Origin of the sequence: Pseudomonas sp. 8AS, from assembly GCF_902506505.1 — a bacterium.
Classification (GTDB): domain Bacteria; phylum Pseudomonadota; class Gammaproteobacteria; order Pseudomonadales; family Pseudomonadaceae; genus Aquipseudomonas.
In genome coordinates, this window is record NZ_LR733406.1 from 1643056 (window position 1) to 1662313 (window position 19258).

The 19258-nt window shown below is 68.7% G+C and carries 15 protein-coding genes and 1 pseudogene; 8 read left to right on the top strand and 8 right to left on the bottom strand.

Features of this window, described 5'->3' with window-relative positions:
- The first annotated feature begins 289 nt into the window (after window positions 1-289).
- Together GV001_RS07710 and GV001_RS07720 are read left to right on the top strand one after the other, a co-directional pair.
- Window positions 290-2488, top strand: a pseudogene (locus tag GV001_RS07710) (ribonucleoside triphosphate reductase).
- A 119-nt stretch (window positions 2489-2607) separates the two neighbouring features.
- Window positions 2608-3306 (top strand): anaerobic ribonucleoside-triphosphate reductase activating protein, encoded by a 699-nt coding sequence (locus tag GV001_RS07720; RefSeq protein ID WP_160083228.1) that lies wholly within the window; start codon window positions 2608-2610, stop codon window positions 3304-3306.
- A gap of 136 nt (window positions 3307-3442) precedes the next feature.
- On the opposite strand, the gene GV001_RS07725 is transcribed toward GV001_RS07720, so the two are convergent.
- The 4 genes from GV001_RS07725 to GV001_RS07740 are packed head-to-tail and all read right to left on the bottom strand — an operon-like array spanning window position 3443 to window position 6602.
- Window positions 3443-4810, bottom strand: coding sequence for a 4Fe-4S binding protein (locus tag GV001_RS07725; protein WP_160079059.1), 1368 nt, complete (start codon window positions 4808-4810; stop codon window positions 3443-3445).
- The gene (locus tag GV001_RS07730; protein ID WP_160079060.1) at window positions 4807-5652 is read right to left on the bottom strand and encodes an FTR1 family protein; all 846 of its coding nucleotides are present in this window, start codon (window positions 5650-5652) and stop codon (window positions 4807-4809) included. The genes GV001_RS07725 and GV001_RS07730 overlap by 4 nt, the downstream gene beginning before the upstream one ends.
- A 38-nt stretch (window positions 5653-5690) precedes the next feature.
- On the bottom strand, window positions 5691-6017 hold the full coding sequence (locus GV001_RS07735) for a cupredoxin domain-containing protein (RefSeq protein WP_160079061.1): 327 nt from the start codon (window positions 6015-6017) through the stop codon (window positions 5691-5693).
- A gap of 51 nt (window positions 6018-6068) precedes the next feature.
- On the bottom strand, window positions 6069-6602 hold the full coding sequence (locus GV001_RS07740) for an iron transporter (RefSeq protein ID WP_160079062.1): 534 nt from the start codon (window positions 6600-6602) through the stop codon (window positions 6069-6071).
- Between the two features lie 188 nt (window positions 6603-6790).
- On the opposite strand from GV001_RS07740, the gene GV001_RS07745 reads away from it, so the two are divergent.
- The 4 genes from GV001_RS07745 to GV001_RS07760 all read left to right on the top strand — a co-directional run bounded on the left by GV001_RS07745 (window position 6791) and on the right by GV001_RS07760 (window position 9773).
- On the top strand, window positions 6791-7039 hold the full coding sequence (locus GV001_RS07745; RefSeq protein ID WP_160079063.1) for a hypothetical protein: 249 nt from the start codon (window positions 6791-6793) through the stop codon (window positions 7037-7039).
- Between the two features lie 28 nt (window positions 7040-7067).
- A complete protein-coding gene (hemN, locus tag GV001_RS07750; protein WP_160079064.1) occupies window positions 7068-8456 on the top strand; it encodes an oxygen-independent coproporphyrinogen III oxidase in 1389 nt (462 codons plus the stop codon).
- A 140-nt stretch (window positions 8457-8596) separates the two neighbouring features.
- Window positions 8597-8968 (top strand): antitoxin Xre/MbcA/ParS toxin-binding domain-containing protein, encoded by a 372-nt coding sequence (locus tag GV001_RS07755; protein ID WP_160079065.1) that lies wholly within the window; start codon window positions 8597-8599, stop codon window positions 8966-8968.
- Between the two features lie 52 nt (window positions 8969-9020).
- The gene (locus GV001_RS07760) at window positions 9021-9773 is read left to right on the top strand and encodes an RES family NAD+ phosphorylase (RefSeq protein ID WP_160079066.1); all 753 of its coding nucleotides are present in this window, start codon (window positions 9021-9023) and stop codon (window positions 9771-9773) included.
- Between the two features lie 6 nt (window positions 9774-9779).
- Here GV001_RS07760 and zapE read toward each other — a convergent pair whose 3' ends face one another.
- Window positions 9780-10934 (bottom strand): cell division protein ZapE, encoded by a 1155-nt coding sequence (gene zapE, locus GV001_RS07765; RefSeq protein WP_160079067.1) that lies wholly within the window; start codon window positions 10932-10934, stop codon window positions 9780-9782.
- A 439-nt stretch (window positions 10935-11373) separates the two neighbouring features.
- Between zapE and GV001_RS07770 the strand changes: the two genes are divergently transcribed.
- Both GV001_RS07770 and rmuC read left to right on the top strand, forming a co-directional pair.
- The gene (locus GV001_RS07770) at window positions 11374-11796 is read left to right on the top strand and encodes a tetratricopeptide repeat protein (protein ID WP_160079068.1); all 423 of its coding nucleotides are present in this window, start codon (window positions 11374-11376) and stop codon (window positions 11794-11796) included.
- Between the two features lie 177 nt (window positions 11797-11973).
- Window positions 11974-13335: a DNA recombination protein RmuC gene (rmuC, locus tag GV001_RS07775; protein WP_178091850.1), complete on the top strand. Its 1362-nt coding sequence runs from the start codon at window positions 11974-11976 to the stop codon at window positions 13333-13335.
- A gap of 133 nt (window positions 13336-13468) precedes the next feature.
- On the opposite strand, the gene GV001_RS07780 is transcribed toward rmuC, so the two are convergent.
- The 3 genes from GV001_RS07780 to GV001_RS07790 all read right to left on the bottom strand — a co-directional run bounded on the left by GV001_RS07780 (window position 13469) and on the right by GV001_RS07790 (window position 19151).
- Window positions 13469-14731 (bottom strand): MgtC/SapB family protein, encoded by a 1263-nt coding sequence (locus GV001_RS07780; protein ID WP_160079069.1) that lies wholly within the window; start codon window positions 14729-14731, stop codon window positions 13469-13471.
- Between the two features lie 111 nt (window positions 14732-14842).
- The gene (locus GV001_RS07785; RefSeq protein WP_160079070.1) at window positions 14843-15541 is read right to left on the bottom strand and encodes a pirin family protein; all 699 of its coding nucleotides are present in this window, start codon (window positions 15539-15541) and stop codon (window positions 14843-14845) included.
- 139 nt (window positions 15542-15680) lie between these two features.
- Complete coding sequence (locus tag GV001_RS07790; RefSeq protein WP_160079071.1) at window positions 15681-19151, bottom strand: PAS domain-containing hybrid sensor histidine kinase/response regulator; 3471 nt, start codon at window positions 19149-19151, stop codon at window positions 15681-15683.
- Between the last annotated feature and the right edge of the window lie 107 nt (window positions 19152-19258).

Genomic DNA, 19258 nt, shown 5'->3' on the forward strand with positions numbered 1-19258 from the left:
ACGGGGACTCGAGCTCCGGGCTGCCTGATGGCTCGTTCTTGCCGCTACGCGGATTTGGTTTCCACCTATGCAAACCATGGAGCCGTCGTGGGCGAGGAGGGGCGCCGCGCAATCGACCCCTCTGTCCGCCGCCGGCGATCCGTTTGCCGCAGGCGCGAAGCCGATCACGTTCGGCTTTTGCGCATTCTTGATCATGATCAATTCGTTACCGCCGCCAAGCCGTAGATTGCACAGCATGTTGTGTTAGATGTGCTAAACAATAACTACATGATGTGTTTGGAGGTGGTGAGTGCTTCCGCGTAAACAACCCTATCGGCCGACCCTGCTGTACAAGCGCGACGGCAGTGAAGCGGCATTCGACAGCAGCAAGATCCAGCGCGCCATCGCCGCGGCCGGCGAGGCCAGTGGCGAGTTTCGCGCCGCCGAGGCCCAGGCCCTGATGGAGGCGGTGCTGGCCCGCCTGCTGGAGTTCGACAGCCTGGGCGTCGAGCAGGTGCAGGACAAGGTCGAGCTGGTGCTGATGGAGGCCGGTTACTACGCCACGGCGCGCGCCTATATCGTCTACCGCGAACGCCACGGCCGGCTGCGCCGCGACCGGCGCAGCCTGGTCGACGTGGCCGCGTCGATGAACGAATACCTGTCCCGCGAGGACTGGCGGGTGCAGGCCAACGCCAACCAGGGCTACTCCCTCGGTGGGCTGATCCTCAACGTGTCCGGCAAGGTCACCGCCAACTACTGGCTGGACGAGGTGTACAGCGCCGAGATCGGCTGGGCCCACCGCGAGGCCGACCTGCATATCCACGACCTCGACATGCTCGCCGGCTACTGCGCCGGCTGGTCGCTGCGCACCCTGCTGCACGAGGGCCTTAACGGCATCCCGGGGCGGGTCGAGGCCGGGCCGCCCAAGCACCTGTCCAGCGCCCTCGGGCAGATGGTCAACTTCCTCGGCACCCTGCAGAACGAGTGGGCCGGGGCCCAGGCCTTCAGCTCCTTCGATACCTACCTGGCGCCCTATGTGCGCAAGGACAACCTGAGCTTTGCGCAGGTGCGCCAGTCGCTGCAGGAGTTCATCTACAACCTCAACGTGCCGTCGCGCTGGGGCACCCAGACCCCCTTCACCAACCTGACCTTCGACTGGGTCTGCCCGGAAGACCTGCGCGAGCAGGTGCCGGTGATCGGCGGGCAGGAGATGCCGTTCTGCTACGGCGAGCTGCAGGCCGAGATGGAGCTGATCAACCGCGCCTACATCGAGGTGATGATGGCCGGCGACGCCAAGGGCCGGGTGTTCACCTTCCCGATCCCGACCTACAACATCACCCACGACTTCCCCTGGGACAGCGACAACGCCACGCGCCTGTTCGACATGACCGCGCGCTACGGCCTGCCGTACTTCCAGAACTTCCTCAATTCCGACATGCAGCCTAACCAGGTGCGCTCGATGTGCTGCCGCCTGCAGCTGGACGTGCGCGAGCTGCTCAAGCGCGGCAACGGCCTGTTCGGCTCGGCCGAGCAGACCGGCTCCCTCGGCGTGGTGACCATCAACTGCGCGCGCCTGGGCTATGTCCACCGCCAGGACTGGGACGGCCTGCTGCTGCGCCTGGACCAGCTGCTGCAGATGGCCTACGAGAGCCTGGAGGTCAAGCGCAAGGTGATCCAGCACCACATGGATGCCGGCCTCTACCCCTACACCCGGCGCTACCTGGGCACCCTGCGCAACCACTTCTCCACCATCGGCCTGAACGGCCTGCACGAGATGCTGCGCAACTTCAGCGGCGACCGCGACGGCCTGCACAACGAGGCCGGGCGCGAACTGGCGATCCGCCTGCTCGACCATGTGCGTGGGCGGCTGGTGCAGTTCCAGGAGGAAAGCGGGCACATGTACAACCTCGAGGCCACGCCGGCCGAGGGCACCACCTACCGCTTCGCCAAGGAAGACAAGAAACGCTTCCCCGACATCCTCCAGGCCGGCTCGCTCGAGGCGCCGTACTACACCAACTCCTCGCAGTTGCCGGTGGGCTTCACCAGCGACCCGTTCGAGGCCCTGGAACTGCAGGACGAATTGCAGTGCAAGTACACCGGCGGCACCGTGCTGCACCTGTACATGGCCGAGCGGGTGTCCTCGGCCGAGGCCTGCAAGAAGCTGGTGCGCACTGCCCTCAGTCGCTTCCGCCTGCCGTACCTGACCATCACCCCGACCTTCTCGATCTGCCCGGTGCACGGCTACCTGGCCGGCGAGCACGAATTCTGTCCGAAGTGCGACGAGGCCCTGCTGAGTAAACAGCAGTGCTGCGGCGCCTGCGGCGGATAAAGACATTCACCCACAGCAAGGAGCAACACCATGAACCAAGCCATGCAACTGCCAGAAGCCCAACGCCAGCGCTGCGAAGTCTGGACCCGCGTGATGGGCTACCACCGCCCGGTGGCGGCCTTCAACCCGGGCAAGCAGTCCGAGCACCGCGAGCGCCAGCACTTCTGCGAACCGAAGTAGGCCGCCAGCGGCGCCATCCGGCCAGGCCCGTGCGTTGATCAGCACGGGTCTGGCTTTGTCATCTGTAGTTTCAGGAGGTGGTCATGAACAGTCCTTGTCAGTCTTTCGGCAGTGGCCCGCTGGACGCTCCGCTGCGGGTGGGTGGATTGCTGCCGATGACCACCCTCGACTACCCCGAACACCTGGCCTGCGTGCTGTTCTGCCAGGGCTGCGCCTGGCGCTGCCGCTACTGCCACAACCCGGAACTGATCCGCGCCAAGGTGCCCACCCCGATCAGCTGGGACGAGGTGCTGCGCTTCCTGCGCAAGCGCCGCGGCCTGCTCGACGCGGTGGTCTTCAGCGGCGGCGAGGCGACCCTGCAGAAGGCCCTGCCCGGGGCCATGCGCAAGGTGCGCGAGCTGGGCTTCAAGGTCGGCCTGCACAGCGCCGGGATCAAGCCGGCCTCGTTCCGCCGCGTGCTGGCGCTGTGCGACTGGGTCGGCTTCGACGTCAAGGCGCTGGAGGAGGAGGCCGAGCTGATCACCGGCGTCAGCGGCAGCGGCCAGGCCAACTGGCACAGCCTGGAGCTGCTGCTGGACAGCGGGGTGGACTACGAATGCCGCACCACCGTGCACTGGCAGCTGTTCGATTGCCAGCGCCTGCAACGCCTGGGCGAACGCCTGGCGGCGCTCGGCGTGCAGCGCTTCGTGGTGCAGCTGGCGCGCCCGCAGCAGATGCTCGACCCGGAGCTCGGCGCCGCACCGATGCCGGCCGAGGCCGCCCAGCTATGGCCCTATCTGCAGCAGCTGTTTCCCCGCTTCGAGCTGCGCGAGGCCTGAGCAGAGTTTCTCCGACTTGCCCTAGGCTGCGCCGAGCGCACCAGCAAGCCCGTGCGCACCGGCAAGCCCGTGCAGAGCCCCTGGTGCGCACGGCGCACCCTACGCAGAGTCAGCCGTCTGACGGTGTGCCTGGTTCTCACCAACCCCAGAACTGCAGCCACCAGGCCGTGGCGATCAGCAGATTGGCCAGCAGCAGGGCGCCCAGGATCGGCAGGCGTTGTGCGGGTGTCAGGGCACGGCAGACCTGCCAGCCCAGGTGCAGGCTCCAGAGCAGGGCGGCGGCCAGCAGCGCGGCGCGGCAGGCCGGCACCCAGAGCAGGGCCAGGCCCTCGTAGCGCAGCAGCTTGACCGTGGTGGCGGAGAGGCCGAGAAACAGCCCGGCCGCGCCGGTTGGCAGCAGGCACAGCGTGATCTGGCGGGCGAAGGCCGCGCCTTGCCCGGCCAGCCTTGCGGCCCCAGTGAGCAACAGGTGCAGGCCGCCGCCGAGCAGCAGGCTGCTGGCGCCGAGGTACAGGCAGATGGCCAGGCCATCGAGCCAGGTGAAGGCGTCGTTGAGCTGTGGGTAATGGGTCAGCAGCCACCAGGGCGCGTCGGCCTCCAGCGGCCAGAGGATGTCGCGCCGCACCAGCCATTCGGCCAGGGCTTGCTTCAAGGCGATAAACCAGGGACTGACGGTCCACTGGAAGGCGCCGATGGCCAGGCCGATTACCCCGTAGAGCAGCAGCCGTATGCTCCAGCGGGTGTCACCGTCGGCGCCGTAGCGGACGATTTCCTCGTTGCCGGAGCGGGCGATCAGGCGCACCGCATCGCGCTGGCCGCTGCAGCGGCCGCAGGCGTGGCAGGCCGAGGCGCCGCGCATGCGGCGGATATCCAGCAGCGGGGCGCAGTTGGGCGGCGGCAGGTGCGGCGCGGCGTTGGCCTGCCAGCGCGCCTCGTCGACCTGGAAATGCACGGGGGCGAGCTTGGCCAGCAGGGCGAACACCCCGCTGACCGGGCACAGGTAGCGGCACCACACGCGCTTGCCGCGGCCGTACAGGTAGCCCACCAGCATGGCCGCCAGGGTCGAGCCGCCGAGAATCAGCAGGGCGGCCTGGGCGTAGTCGTAGACGCTGATCAGCTGGCCGTACAGGGTGGTCAGCAGGAAGCCCAGGGTCGGCCAGCCGGCCCAGCGCATCCAGCGCGGGGTGCCACGGCCCTGGCCGTGCCGGCTGGCCCATTCGCTGAGCGAGCCCTCCGGGCACAGCACGCCGCACCACAGGCGGCCGAACAGGACGATCGACAGCAGCACGAATGGCCACCACAGGCCCCAGAAGACGAACTGGGCGAATAGCGTCAGGTTGTCCAGCAGGCGCGCCGAACCGGGCGGCAGGGGCAGCAGGGCGGGGATCAGCAGCAGAGCGGCGTAGACCAGCACCACCAGCCACTGCAGCCGGCGGATCAGTCCGGCGTGGCGGCGCATGGCGTGGCCCAGGCGGGTGAGCTGGCGGTTGAGCGCGGCGTTCATGCCGCGCGGCTCTGCAAAACCCTCCGCGGCGCTCGCAACAGGCTCCAGGCGAGCAGCCAGTAGTAGCCCAGCAGGCCCACATGCAGGGCCGAGGGCATGGCCCGGTAGCCGCTCAGGCTGGCCAGCAGCGCGCCGGGCTTGCTGCCGTCGTCGAGCAGCGCCGAGCTGTCCCACATCGGCTCGCTGAGCAGGGCGTAGATGTGTTCGGGCAGGTCCAGGGCCATCCACTGGCCGCTGGCGCGGTCCACCGCACTCATCAGCAGGGCGCCGCCGAGCAGCAACAGCAGCACTTCGCTGACCAGGAAGAACTGACGCCAGGCGATGAAGCGGCTGCCGGCCTGCAGCAGGGCGAAGCACAGCAGGCCGAGCAGCAGGCCGAGGCCGGCGCCCAGCGCCAGGCTGGCGGGGTTGGCCGAGGCGCTGACGCCATAGAGGAAGATCACCGTCTCGCTGCCTTCGCGCGCCACCGCCAGGGCCACCAGCAGCGCTAGGCTGGCCAGGCGGCCGTGCTGCAGGGCGCTGTCGGCCTGTTGTTCGAGCTGCTGGCGCATTTGCCCGCCGTTGCGGGCCATCCAGCGCACCATCTGCAGGATCAGCACGCAGGCGAGCAGGCTGAGGCCGGCCTGGAACCATTCCCCGCCCGGGCCGCTCATCCAGCTGCCGGCCAGGGCCATCAGCGCGGCCAGCAGCCCGGCCAGCAGCAGGCCGGCGCCGACCCCGCCCCACAAGTGCAGCAGGGCACGGTGCCGGCCGGGCTGGTGGCGCAGCCAGGCATACAGGATGCCGATCACCAGCAGGGCCTCGACACTTTCGCGCCAGACGATCAACAGGGCTTGCTCCATAGGATTTGCTCCATTGCGGGTACCTCGAAGAGTGCGGCTCAGCGAGCCTCGATCACGCCTTGCGGCAGCTCGGGATGGAACTCGTCGAAGAACAGGTAGCGCCCGGGCTTGAGCGGGTGGATCACGACGAAGGAGCTGACGCCGGGGTTGAGTACCTTCTCCACGCGCAGCGGCGTGCTCTCGAACTCGATGGGTCCCTGGCCGACGTTGTGCACGACGATCTTGAAGCGTTGCCCGGCGGGCACCTGCAGGCTGGCCGGGGTGAAGTGACCGTCACGGATGCTCAGCTCGTAGCTCGGCAGCGGGGCGGCCAGCAGTCCGCCGGGCAGGGCGGCGAGCAGCAGGTAGAGGACTCTGTAGTGCATGGAGCGCGCTCCTGTGAAAGCCGGCGCACAGGGGCGCGCGGCGAAAGAGACTCAGTAGCCGCCTTTTTTGCCGATGCCGGCGAAGGTGAAGCTGTAGTGCAGCTCGCAGGTGGCGAACCAGGGCGCCACGCCGGTTTCCTTGTCGGTATGCCGGCCGAAGTGCTGGCCATGCCCGCCCGGGGCGCCGACCCAGTAGGTCAGCTGGTACTGGCCGGGGCCCATCAGCTTGAGGTTGTCGCCGTAGTGCGGGCCGTCGTTGGCCACCATGGCGTGGAAGTCGCCTTGCAGGGTCTGCTCGCTGCCGACCTTGCTCAGGCGGTAGCGCACGCTCAGGTAGGGCACGAAGCTGCCTTCCTGGAAGCCGTGGGTGTTGTTCTCCAGGGCGCTGATGTCGGCCTCCATGTGCACGTCGGAATCCACCGCCGGGCGCATCATGCCCGGCGGGTCCATCTCGATCGGTTGCAGGTACACGGCACCCACTTCCATGCCGGCGCACTGCTGCGGTTCGCCGATCGGGTATTCCTTGGCCTGGCTGGTGGTGGCGGCGAGCAGGCCGGTCAGGGCGAGCAAGAGGCGAGGGTTCATCCGGGAGCTTCCTTTGGCTGTAGTCGATGGCGCCAGCATAGGAAGGTGGGATGCAATCAATAATGATTCTCGTCAATTTCCCCCCGGATAAGGCCGGCGCCGAAGAGGTACCCATCCAGAGGTATGGCCATGCCGGCCCGGATCACCGACCCTTGTCAGACTGAGGTGCCGCACAAGGAGTTTCGGCCATGCAGGATCGACAGCTGGTCACCGCCACCACGCTGGCGCTGATTCATCAGAATCAGGTCGCCCTGGGCGAGGCCATTCAGCTGATCTCCGCCTGGTTCCAGCGCCATGGTGTGAGCGAGGTCACCGGCAGCCTGCAGGCGCACCTGGAGTTGCTGGTGAATAATTCCCTGCTGATCAACAGCCGGCTGGCCGGCCTGCTGGAACCGGCCGCTGCCGTGGATCGGCAGCCGGCGAACGACCCGGGTTGAGCGGCATCCCCTGTTCAGGTGAGCGAGCATGATTGAGCCGGTGAGTTTCAACCGCGCCCTGGTCGAGAAGTACGACCGCCCCGGGCCGCGCTATACCTCCTACCCCACGGCGCCGCAGTTCCACCAGGCCTTCGCCATGGACGACTACCGCGCCGCGGCCAGGCGGAGCAACGAGGCCGCCGCGCCCAAGCCGCTGTCCGTGTATATCCACATCCCGTTCTGCAAGAGCCTCTGCTACTACTGCGCCTGCAACAAAATCATCACCCAGAAGAGCCACCGGGCAGTCGAGTACCTGGCCTACCTCAAGCGGGAAATCGCCCTGCAGGCCGCGCTGTTCGACGGCACGCGCAAGCTGACCCAGTTGCACCTCGGCGGCGGCACGCCGACCTATCTGACCGCCGAGCAGCTGGAGGAGCTGATGGCGGCCCTGCACGCGGCCTTCGCCATGGATGAAAGCGACGCCCACGAGTTCTCCATCGAGGTCGACCCGCGCACCATCAGTCCGTCGCAGATCCAGCACCTGCGCGACCTCGGCTTCAACCGCCTGAGCTTCGGCGTGCAGGACTTCGACGCGGCGGTCCAGGCCGCGGTGAACCGCCTGCAGAGCGAGGAGCAGACCCGCGAGCTGGTCGCCGCGGCCCGCCGCGCCGCGTTCAAGTCGGTCAGCGTCGACCTGATCTACGGCCTGCCGTTGCAGACCCGGGCCAGCTTCGCGGTCACCCTCGACAAGATCATCGACCTGCGGCCTGACCGCATCGCCGCCTACAGCTATGCCCACCTGCCCGAGCTGGTGCGCGCCCAGCGCCTGATCCGCCGCGAGGACATGCCGCCGCCGGAGCGCAAGCTGGAGCTGCTGGAACTGACCATCGAGCGCCTGACGGCGGCGGGCTACGTCTACATCGGCATGGACCACTTCGCCCTGCCGGACGACGAGCTGAGCCTGGCCCGCGAGCGGGGCACCCTGCAGCGCAATTTCCAGGGCTATTCCACCCACGCCGACTGCGACCTGATCGGCCTGGGCGTGTCCTCGATCGGCAAGGTCGGCGACAGCTACAGCCAGAACGTCAAGGAACTCTCGCAGTACTACGCCCGTCTCGACGAGGGCCTGCTGCCGGTGCAGCGCGGCTATCGGCTGAGCGCCGACGACCGCCTGCGCCGCGAGGTGATCACCGACCTGATGTGCCACGGCCGGGTCGACTTCGCCCGTATCGAAAGCCGCCATGGTATCCGCTTCCGCGAGTACTTCGCCGCGGCCCTGGAGTCCCTCGCCGAGCCGCTCGCCGACGGCCTGCTGCAGCTTCACGAGCAGGAGCTGGTACTGCTGCCGCCGGGCCACCTGCTGATGCGCAGCATCGCCATGGCCTTCGATGCCTACCTGGGCGAGGCGCAGCAGGGGCGCTTTTCCCGCACCGTCTAAGCGCCTGCTCCCGCTCCCGTAGGCTGCGCCACGCGCACCACCGGCCCCGCGTGGGCCGGTGCTGTGCCCGGCGCATAGCCTGGTGTTCGTTTTGCTGTTTTCTTGCTATGTTTGTATCAAACAGACATCAGGAGGCCGCCATGAGTGCGCTCGGCAAGCCCCGCGTTGCCGCGGATGCGGTTCTGCTCAAGGCCCTGCTCAACAGCCGCGAACAGCTGGGCCTGACTCAGCAGGAGCTGGCGCAGATAGTCGGGGTCAATCGTTCGGCCATCAGCCGCTGGAGCGACAGCGGCGGCCTGCGCCCGCAGAGCAAGACCGGCGAGCTGGCGCTGCTGCTGATCCGCGCCTACCGGGCGTTGTTCGCCCTGTTCGGCGGCAACCTGGAGGACATGCGCCACTTCCTGCGCACCGAGAATCGCCACCTGGCCGGCGTGCCGCTGCAGCAGATGGGCCAGGTGCAGGGCCTGGTGCGGGTGGTCGAGTATCTCGACGCCATCCGCGGCAAGGTCTGAAGCAGCCCCGACTTCCACGCCCCGCCGCCGGCGGGCCCCAGCGAGCACCGATATGGATATCTGGCAGGCCTGTGCTGGCGTAGAACAGATTGCCCCGTTGCGCGGGCGCCTGGTGCGCCTGGTGGAAAGCCAGGAGCAGGTGGCCACCCTGCAGCTGGTCGACACCCTGGAGGAACAGGCCCTGCTCGAACAGCTGCTGGAAAGCAGCAAGCCACCGCTGCCGGCCAGCGACGAACCGCTGCACTACCTGCTGCATACGCCGTTTCGCTACCCGCCGCTGCGCTGGGGCTCGCGCTTCGGCCGCCGGCATGAGCCGAGCCTGTTCTACGCCGCCTGCCGCCTGGATACGGCGATGGCCGAGACGGCCTTCTACCGCTTCGTGCTGTGGCACGGCATGCTCGAAGCGCCGCCGAGCGGGCGGATCCTCAGCGAACACGCCTCGTTCGAGGCGCGCTATCAGGTCGAGCGCGGCATCCGTCTGCAGCTGCCGCCATTCGACCGCCACCGCGAGGTGCTGGTGCACCGCAGCGACTACCGCGCCACCCATGCACTGGGCAGCGCCATGCGCGAGGCCGGCGTGGAGGCGTTCGAGTTCCCCTCGGCGCGTTGCCCGCTGCACGGCAACAACGTGGCGCTGTACCGCCCGCAGGCCTTCAGCGAGCGGCGGCCGCGCAACCTGCAGCCCTGGCTGTGCGAAACCACGGCCGGCTACGTGGCCTTCAAGGGCGCCCAGGGCCTGGACACGCCGCGGCTGTTTGCGCTGGAGCTGTTCCTGCTCGACGGGCGCCTGCCGCAGCCGGCCTGAGCCGGCTCAGTCAACCCCGGCGGGCTGCGGCGCGGCCCGGGCCGCCGAGTCCGCCGGGCTGGCGAAACGCTGCAGCTGCATTTCCTGCAGGCGGCTGAGGGTGCGGCGGAAGGCGAACTCCAGGTGGCCCTCGGTGTACAGCTCGCTCAGCGGCACCTCGGCCTCCAGGTAGAGTGGCACCTTGCGGTCGTAGCACTCGTCGACCAGGGCGATAAAGCGGCGCACCGCGTCGTCGTGCACCGACAGCGCGGCGAGCTGGCGATCCCCGGCCACCACCCGCTCGACGCCGTCCTCGGTGCCGCGGGCAATCTTCGCCGGGCGGGTGGCCGCGCTGAGGTTGGGCAGCGCGCCGAGCAGGATCACCTGGAACTGATCGCACAGGGCGATGAAGTCGAGGGCCGCCAGCGGCTGCGCGCACAGGTCGGCGAAGTGCAGCCAGATCACCGTGCTCGCCCGCCGCTGCACCCGGATCGGCCGGCGGCCGAGCTGGATCGCCTCGCGCGAGACCGCCTGGCCGGCGCTCAGGTGCTCGAAGACCGCCGCCAGGGCGCTGCCTTGGCCGGCCTGGCCGAGCCAGTAACGCTGGTGTTGCTGGCCCGGATGCAGGCGATGGTCCTGGCCGCCATCGACGCCGACCACCTGCATGTGGCGGCCAATGGCGTCGATTGCCGGCAACAGGCGTTCGCGGTTGAAGCCGTCGGCATACAGCTGCTGCGGCGGCTGGTTGGAGGTGGCGAGCAGGGTCATGCCCTGGGCGAACATCGCCTGCAGCAGGCCGCCGAGCAGGATGGCGTCGCCGATATCGCCGACGAACAGCTCGTCGAAGCACAGCACCCGCACCTCGCCGCTCAGTTCGCGGGCGAGGGCCTGCAGGGGCTCGGCCGTGCCAGTGAGCTGGAACAGGCGTCGGTGCACCCACTGCAGGAAGTGGTGGAAATGCTGGCGCCGCGCCGGTACGCGCAGGCTCTCGTAGAAGCGATCCATCAGCCAGGTCTTGCCCCGCCCGACCGGGCCCCACAGGTAGACGCCGGGTACCGGCTGGTCGCCGGCATGCAGGGCATCGTGGCAATTCTGCAGCGCTTCGACGGCCTGCCACTGGGCGAGATCGGCGTGGAAACCCTGGTGATCGATGGCGTGCCGGTAGGCGGCGAGAAGGGGCATGGGCGGTCGCTGCAGTGGCTTCGATGGGCGGCGCAGCTTTATAGCCCGTGCCGCGCCCGCAGGCCAGCGGCGGGGTGCCTGCGGCGCCCCCAAACGGGGCAGGGCGCGGCCCGGGCGCGGGGACTTGTGCACAATTGCGAGGCGGCTTGTCAACCTGCTGTCATAAACTCGCCTAAGCGCTTGATTCTTCGTTGTGATTTTTCAAGTTACTGAAAAATATGGAGTTTTTTTATTGGTGAAAAAACCACCAGTTTGACCGAAAGCCCCAAGCCATCGGTGGTGGGCCGCTTTTCCCGCAAGTTGTCCACGGAGTTATCCACAGCTTTTGTGGATTGTTTAGAGTGCTTGTTCTAGAGCGCTTTTTTGCCGCACTGGCAAGTCTTTACCGGTGAAAAAAAGCGTGTAGAGTGGCGCGCCCCAGCCGCCATCAGCTGCCCTCATGAAGTCTCGCACGCTGTCCGCCACCGCTTATTCTTCGTCCACCGAGAGCTCGCGTCTGCCCCTGCGCATGGCGTTGTGGCTGCTGGACCGGCCACGCCTGGGGCACAGTGCCGGCATCAAGCGCCTGGCCGGGCACATGCTCAAGCTGCCCGCCCGGCGCGGCGTGGTCGAGGCGCAAAGCCGCCTCGGGCAGCTGCTCTGCCGCGATTGCGGCAATGCCCGCGACCGCCGCATCGGCCTCGAGCTGCTGCGCCAGGCGGCGCGCGCCGGCGATCTGCGCGCCCAGCTGGAGCTGGGCCGCCAGTACAGCCAGCCGCGCCAGCGCGAGCCGCTGCAGGCCCGCCACTGGCTGGAACTGGCGGCGGCCCAGGGCTCCCATGAAGCCACCCGGCTGCTCGGCAGGCTGAACAAAACCGCCTGACGACGGGCGGGTATACTGCCGGGCATCGCGTCCCCGACAGTGAGTGTGCCCGTGCCTGTGTCCTTTACCCTCGATCTTTCCAACCTGCTGCTCGGCCTGTTGCTGGCCGCCATGCCCCTGGCCCTGCTGGCCTGGCGTCTGCAGCGCCAGCTGGCGGTCCAGGCCGCCGAGCGGCTGCTGCTGGAAGAGCGCCTGAGCAGTGCGCGCCTGGCCCAGGAAGGGCTGTCCGCCCAGCTCGACAGCAGCCTCGATGAATTGCGCCACCTGCAGGGCGAGGGCGCGCGCCAGCAGGCCGAGCTGGCGGCCCTGCGCCGCGAGGCCGAGCTGCTCGGCATCGAGCGCGAGGGCGCGCGGGTGGCCGCGCAGGACTGGAGCCGCGAGCGCGAGCAGAAGGAAGGCGAGCTGCGCCGCCTGGAAAGCCACAGCGCCGGCCTGGCCGCCGAGCTGCGTGAACAGCAGGAACATCATCAGCAGCGCCTGGCCGACCTGCAGGCGGCCCGCGACGAGCTGCGCGCGCAGTTCGCCGAGCTGGCCGGGAAGATCTTCGACGAGCGCGAGCAGCGCTTCGCCGAGACCAGCCAGCAGCGCCTCGGCCAGTTGCTCGACCCGCTCAAGGAGCGCATCCAGGCGTTCGAGAAGCGCGTCGAGGAAAGCTACCAGCAGGAAGCCCGCGAACGTTTCTCCCTGGGCAAGGAGCTGGAGCGCCTGCAGCAGCTCAACCAGCGCCTGGGCGACGAGGCGACCAACCTGACCCGCGCCCTCAAGGGGCAGAAGACCCAGGGCAACTGGGGCGAGCTGGTGCTGGAGCGGGTGCTGGAGCACGCCGGCCTGGAGAAGGGCCGCGAGTACGAGACCCAGGTCAGCCTCAAGGGCGCCGATGGCGAGCGTTTCCAGCCGGACGTGTTGATCCAGCTGCCGGGCGACAAGCAGGTGATAGTCGACGCCAAGGTCAGCCTGACCGCCTACCAGCAGTATGTGGCGGCCGACGACGAGGTGATCCGCCAGCAGGCGCTCAAGCAGCACCTGCTGAGCCTGCGCAGTCACCTCAAGGGCCTGGCCGGCAAGGACTACAAGCGCCTGGACGGCCTGCACAGCCTGGACTTCGTGCTGCTCTTCGTGCCCATCGAGGCGGCCTTCGCCGCGGCCCTGCAGGCCGACCAGAACCTGTTCCAGGAAGCCTTCGAGCAGCATGTGGTGATCGTCAGCCCGACCACCCTGCTGGCCACCCTGCGGGTGATCGACAGCCTCTGGCGCCAGGAGCGGCAGAGCCAGAACGCCCGCGAGATCGCCGAGCGCGCCGGCCAGCTGTACGACAAGTTCGTCGCCTTCATCGGCGACCTGGACGAGGTCGGCAGCCGCCTGCAGCAGCTGGACAAGGCCTATGCGGCGGCGCGCAACAAGCTCTGCGAGGGCCGCGGCAACCTGATCAACCGGGTGGAGAACCTCAAGCTGCTCGGCGCCCGCGCCAGCAAGAGCCTGCCGGCGGAGCTGCTGGAGCGGGCGGCCGGCGTGCCGTTGCTGGACGAGGCGGGCGAGTAGGCCCTGGCGCAGAATCTGGTGGGCGATTTCCCGTGGCAGCGGCTTTAGCCGCGATCGGCAGCGCCTCGGTGCGGCCGGCTGTCGCGGCTAAAGCCGCTGCCACGAAACCTGCGCTGGCGTGCCGGTGTGCCGATCAGAGCACCAGCAGGGCGGCGAAACCGACCAGCAGGCCGAGCAGCATCACCGGCACCGTGCGCAGGGCCAGCTCGCGGCCGCCGATCAGGGCGATCAGCCCGGCCTTGACCAGGCTGTTGCTGAACGCGGCCAGGTAGATGCCCTGCACGGCCAGGTCCGCGGCCAGGTCGCTGTGCGCGCTGCGCGCCAGCGACAGGGTGATGGCGTCGACATCACTGAGCCCGGACAGGACCGCCACGCCATACACTCCGGCATCGCCGAACCAGGCCCGCGCCGCCTCGATCAGGAACAGGATCAGCACCAGCAGGGCGGCAAAGCGCAGCGCCGGGCCCAGTTCGAAGGGGTTCTTCAGCGGCGGTTCGATGGCCTCCTTCAGTTCCAGTCCGGCAATCTGGTAGTAGACCAGGGCGCCCGCGGCATACACCAGCGCGGCCAGCAGCAGCGGCACCAGCAGGGCCGGCAGCAGGGTGGCGTTGACCACGCCGACTTCCAGCAGCATGCGCGGGAACATCAGCGCCGAGGTGGCCAGCAGCGCGCAGGCGAGCAGGGCGCGCATCTGCCGGCCATCATGCAGGCGCGACAGGGTCAGGGTCATGGCGGTGGAGGAGACGATGCCGCCGAGCAGGGCGGTGACCAGCATGCCGTGGCGGGTGCCGACCAGGCGGATGGCGACGTAGGCGGCGAAACCGATGGCGGCGATCAGCACCACCATCCACCAGGTGGCGTAGGGGTTGAAGGCCTGCCAGGGGCCGTAGCCCTGGTTGGGCAGCACCGGCAGCAGCACCAGGGAAATGAACAGCAGCTTCAGCGCGCCGGACAGTTCCGCCTCCGACAGGCGGCGCAGGCCGCTGTGCAGGGGTTCCTTGAGGCTCAGCAGCAGGGCCACCACCACCGCGCCGGCGGCGGCCAGGGCGCTGCCGTGGCTGAGCGCCAGGCTGCCGAGGAGAAAGGTCAGCAGCAGGGCGATCTCGCTGGTCAGGCCCAGGTCGCCACTGCGCCTGACCTCGCCCAGGTAGCCGGCCAGGGCGTGCAGGCCGACCAGCAGCAGCACGGCGATCCACGCGGCGACGCCGAAATGGCTGCCGAGCAGGGTGGCCAGGCCGCCGAGCAGGCCGACCAGGCCGAAGGTGCGGATGCCGGCCACCAGGTGGGTGTCGTCGCTGTCGCGGGCACGCCAGCCGCGCTCGGTGCCGATCAGCAGGCCGACCGCCAGGGAGGTGGCCAGGGCCAGGGCGAGTTCGAGCGTGGCGGTGGTCGGCATGGCGCGTCCTTGAGCGGTGGCTTTGCCCTAGTGTAACCGCGCGCAGGGGGCCGTGGCGTGCCAGGGGCGCTGCCGTTTCCTTGCCGCCACGATAGGGGGCGGCCCCTGGGGTCAGGCCACGTCGACCAGGATCACCTCGCTGTCTTCCAGTGCCGTGACCCGCACCATATCCTCGCCGGAGATGGCCACGCCATCGCGTTCGGCGGCGCGCACGCCGTTGACCTCGATCTGCCCCCTGGCGGCCACCAGGTAGCCTTTGCGCAGGCGCCCCAGCTGGTATTCGGCGCTCTGCCCGGCGTTCAGGGTGGCGGCGGCCAGACGGGCGTCGGTGCGGATCGGCAGGGCGTCCTCGTCGTCGGCATGGCCGCTGGCCAGTACCACGAAGCGGCCGGCGCGCTCACCCTTGGGGAACGGCTTGCTGCCCCAGGACGGCGCGGTACCGCGCTGGTTGGGCATGATCCAGATCTGGAAGATCTTGCTGGTGGTCTCTTCCAGGTTGTACTCGGAATGCGTGATGCCGGTGCCGGCGCTCATCACCTGGACATCGCCGGCGGTGGTGCGGCCCTGGTTGCCCAGGTTGTCGCGGTGGCTGATGGCACCCTCGCGGACGTAGGTGATGATCTCCATGTCGCGGTGCGGGTGCGGCGGGAAGCCGCTGTGCGCGGCGATCTCGTCGTCGTTCCAGACTCGCAGCGCGCCCCAGTTGAGGCGCTGCTCGTCGTGGTACTCGGCGAAGGAGAAGTGGTGGCGGGCATTCAGCCAGCCGTGCTGGGCGTGGCCGAGGCTGTTGAAGGGGCGCAGTTCGATCATGGCGGTGCTCCTGCTGGGGTGGCGATGGGCTAGGGCTGCATGATCTATCTGTTTTGCATGGTTAAAAAGCGCAAAAAACCCGGCTTATTGATCTGTTTATTCGATTTGTTGCCAGGCCTGCCGCCGGGCAGGCCCGCTTTCAGCTCAGGCTCAGGTGGCGGCTGATCAGGGCGCGCAGGGCGGCCGGCTTGACCGGCTTGGCCAGGTAGTCGAGGCCGGCGGCATGCACGGCGGCGACCAGTTCCGGGCGGCCGTCGGCGCTGATCACCACGCCGGGCAGCGGTTCGCCCAGGCGGGTGCGCAGCCAGGCCATCAGCTCGGTGCCGGTATCGCCCTCGTCGAGGTGGTAGTCGACCAGCGCCAGTTGCGGGCGCACGTCCTCGTCCAGCAGGTGTTCGCATTCCAGGCGGTTGCGCGCCGTCCACACCTGGCAGCCCCAGCGTGACAACAGGCTGTGCATGCCGGTGAGGATGCTGTCCTCGTTGTCGATGCACAGCACCTGGGCGCCACCCAGGGCCTGGCCGTTGAGTTCGCCGCTCAGGCGCGGCGCCACGGCGCTGGCCTGCCTGGCCAGCGGCACGCTGACGCTGAACACGCTGCCCTTGCCCGGCCAGGAGCGTACTTCCAGGCGATGGCCGAGTACCCGGCACAGGCCGTCGGCGATCGCCAGGCCCAGGCCCAGGCCCTTTTCGGCGCGGGTCTGGTGGCTGTCCAGGCGCTTGAACTCCTCGAAGATCACCTTGCGCTTGTCTTCGGGAATGCCCGGGCCGCGGTCCCAGACCTCCAGGCGCAGATTCTGCCCTTCGCGGCGCACGCCCAGCAGCACGTGGCCCTTGGCATAGCGGAAGGCGTTGGTCAGGAAGTTCTGCAGCACCCGGCGCAGCAGCTTGGGGTCGCTCTCGATGCGCAGCTGGCTCGAACGCAGGCGGAAGTCCACGCGCTGTTCCTGGGCCAGGGCCTTGAACTCGGCGCCCAGGGCCTCGAACAGATGGCCCAGCGGGAAGCTGCTGAGGTCCGGGGTGATGCGGCCGTTCTCCAGGCGCGAGATGTCCAGCAGGTCGCTGATCAGGTCCTCGGCCGAGCGCAGCGAGCTGTCCAGGTGGCGCACCAGTTCCTGGGCCTCGCGCGGCAGGGCCTCCTGCTGGTGGGAGAGGGCGGCGGAGAACAGCCGGGCGGCGTTCAGCGGCTGCATCAGGTCGTGGCTGACGGCGGCGAGGAAGCGCGTTTTCGACTGGTTGGCGGCCTCGGCAACGCCCTTGGCCTCGGTGAGCGCCTGGTTCAGCTGGGAGAGTTCCCGGGTGCGCGCCGCGACCCGCTGCTCCAGGCCTTCGTTGGCTTCCTTGAGGGCCCGTTCGGCCTCGCGGAACTCGGTGATGTCGGTGAAGCTCATGACGAAGCCGCCGCCGGGCATGGGGTTGCCGATCAGCTCGATGACCCGGCCGTTGGGGAACAGCCGCTCGGAGGTGTGGGCGGTGCCCTGGCGCATCCAGTACAGGCGCTTCTCGACGTGCTTGTCGGCTTCGCCCGGGCCGCACAGGCCGCGTTCGGCGTTGTAGCGGATGATGTTGGCGATCGGCCGGCCGACGCTGATCAGCCCCTCCGGGTAGTCGAACAGCTCCAGGTAGCGGTGGTTCCAGGCCACCAGGCGCAGGGACTGGTCGACCACGCTGATGCCCTGGGTGATGTTCTCGATCGCCCCCTGCAGCAGGGCGCGGTTGAACTGCAGCACCTCGGAGGCCTCGTCGACGATGCGCACCACGTCTTCGACCTGCATCTCCCGCCCTTCGATGGCCGCGCGCACCACCGCGCGGGTCGAGGAGGCGCCGAGCACGCCGGCGAGCAGGCGTTCGGTGTGGGCGATCCATTCGCTGTTGGCGCTCTGGGTCGGGTTGAACGGCTTGTCCTGCTGGTAGGCGAAGCGCATGAAGCTCTGTCGTGCGCGGTCCTCGCCGACGAAGCGGGCGGCCAGTTCCTGCAGGTCGGCGACCTGCACCGCCAGCAGGTTGCGGCTGCCCGGGCGGGCGGCGATTTCCTGGCCGATGAAGCGCCCGGCCTGCCAGTGCTCGGAGACCCGCGTGCGCGAGAACCAGGACACCCAGGCGAACAGCAGCCAGTTGCCGGCCAGCGACAGCAGCACGCCGCGGGTCAGTGGGTCGATCTCGAAGCCTACCGGGTAGTACAGCAGCTCCGGCAGCAGCGGGAAGCTGTCCAGCGACCAGCGCAGGCCGCCGGCCACCAGCGGCAGGACCAGGATGTAGAACCACAGCGCGAAGCCGGCGGCCAGGCCGGCGAACACGCCGCGGCGGTTGGCCTGCTTCCACACCAGGGCGCCGAACATGGCCGGCGCCAGCTGGGCGATGGCGGCGAACGACAGCTGGCCGATGGTGGCCAGGCTGGCATTGGTGCCGAGCAGGCGGTAGCACACGTAGGCCAGCAGCAGGATGGCCACGATGCTGACCCGGCGGGCGCTGAGCATCCAGTGGCGGAAGGCCTCGAACGGCCGCTCGGCGCTCTGCCGGCGCAGCAGCACCGGCAGCAGCATGTCGTTGGAGATCATGGTCGACAGCGCCACCGAGGCGACGATGACCATGCCGGTGGCGGCCGAGGCACCGCCGATGAAGGCCAGCAGGGCCAGGGCCGGATGGGCCTCGGCCAGCGGCAGGCTGATGACGAAGGAGTCCGGCTGCACGCCGGCCGGCAGCAGCAGCTGGCCGGCCAGGGCGATGGGCACGACGAACAGCGCGGCCAGCACCAGGTAGGCGGGGAACACCCAGCGCGCCAGGCGCAGGTCCCTGGGTTCGATGTTTTCCACCACGGTGACGTGGAACTGCCGCGGCAGGCAGACGATGGCGGTCATGGCCAGCCCGGTCTGCACCAGCATCGCCGGCCAGTTCACCGTTTCCGCCCAGAATTCCTGCAGCGCAGGGGCCTGCACGGCCTGGCGCGACAGGTCGGCGAAGCCGTCGAACAGGCCCCAGGTGACGAACACACCGACGGCGAGGAAGGCCAGCAGCTTGACCAGCGATTCGAAGGCGATCGCCAGCACCATGCCGCGGTGGTGCTCGGTGACATCCAGGTTGCGCGTGCCGAACAGCACGGTGAACAGGGCCAGCACCAGGGAGATGATCAGCGCGGTGTCCTGGCCGCTGCTGGTGCTGGGCGTGGCGCCGATCAGCATGTTGATGCCGAGGACGATGCCCTTCAGCTGCAGGGCGATGTAGGGCAGGATGCCGACCAGGCAGATCAGCGCCACCACCACCGCCAGCGCCTGGGATTTGCCGTAGCGGGCGGCGATGAAGTCGGCGATCGAGGTGATGTTTTCCTGCTTGCTGATCATCACCATCTTCTGCAGCACCCAGGGGGCGAACAGCAGCAGGAGGATCGGCCCCAGGTAGATCGGCAGGAACGACCAGAGCTGGCCGGCAGCCTGGCCGACCGCACCGAAGAAGGTCCAGCTGGTGCAGTACACCGCCAGCGACAGGCTGTAGACCCAGGCCCGCAGGCGCGGCGACAGCGGCGCGCGGCGGCGGTCGCCATAGAAGGCGATGGCGAACAGGACGGCCATGTAGACCAGGGCAACCAGGGCGATCAATCCGCCGGACAGCGACATGCAGACTCCACGATAGAAGAGGGCCCGGGCAATTCCGGACAGCGCCAGCCAGGCGCGCGGCCGTTGGGCTAGAGCTTAGAACCTGTTCAAGGTCTCGCGAGCTAGAG

Excerpts from the sequence above, each read along its gene's own strand:
- GV001_RS07725 (WP_160079059.1), bottom strand. The coding sequence starts at position 4,810 with ATGAACGCCGCGCTCAACCGCCAGCTCACCCGCCTGGGCCACGCCATG.
- GV001_RS07730 (WP_160079060.1), bottom strand. The coding sequence starts at position 5,652 with ATGGAGCAAGCCCTGTTGATCGTCTGGCGCGAAAGTGTCGAGGCCCTG.
- GV001_RS07735 (WP_160079061.1), bottom strand. The coding sequence starts at position 6,017 with ATGCACTACAGAGTCCTCTACCTGCTGCTCGCCGCCCTGCCCGGCGGA.
- GV001_RS07740 (WP_160079062.1), bottom strand. The coding sequence starts at position 6,602 with ATGAACCCTCGCCTCTTGCTCGCCCTGACCGGCCTGCTCGCCGCCACC.
- GV001_RS07745 (WP_160079063.1), top strand. The coding sequence starts at position 6,791 with ATGCAGGATCGACAGCTGGTCACCGCCACCACGCTGGCGCTGATTCAT.
- hemN (WP_160079064.1), top strand. The coding sequence starts at position 7,068 with ATGATTGAGCCGGTGAGTTTCAACCGCGCCCTGGTCGAGAAGTACGAC.
- GV001_RS07755 (WP_160079065.1), top strand. The coding sequence starts at position 8,597 with ATGAGTGCGCTCGGCAAGCCCCGCGTTGCCGCGGATGCGGTTCTGCTC.
- GV001_RS07760 (WP_160079066.1), top strand. The coding sequence starts at position 9,021 with ATGGATATCTGGCAGGCCTGTGCTGGCGTAGAACAGATTGCCCCGTTG.
- zapE (WP_160079067.1), bottom strand. The coding sequence starts at position 10,934 with ATGCCCCTTCTCGCCGCCTACCGGCACGCCATCGATCACCAGGGTTTC.
- GV001_RS07770 (WP_160079068.1), top strand. The coding sequence starts at position 11,374 with ATGAAGTCTCGCACGCTGTCCGCCACCGCTTATTCTTCGTCCACCGAG.
- GV001_RS07780 (WP_160079069.1), bottom strand. The coding sequence starts at position 14,731 with ATGCCGACCACCGCCACGCTCGAACTCGCCCTGGCCCTGGCCACCTCC.
- GV001_RS07785 (WP_160079070.1), bottom strand. The coding sequence starts at position 15,541 with ATGATCGAACTGCGCCCCTTCAACAGCCTCGGCCACGCCCAGCACGGC.
- GV001_RS07790 (WP_160079071.1), bottom strand. The coding sequence starts at position 19,151 with ATGTCGCTGTCCGGCGGATTGATCGCCCTGGTTGCCCTGGTCTACATG.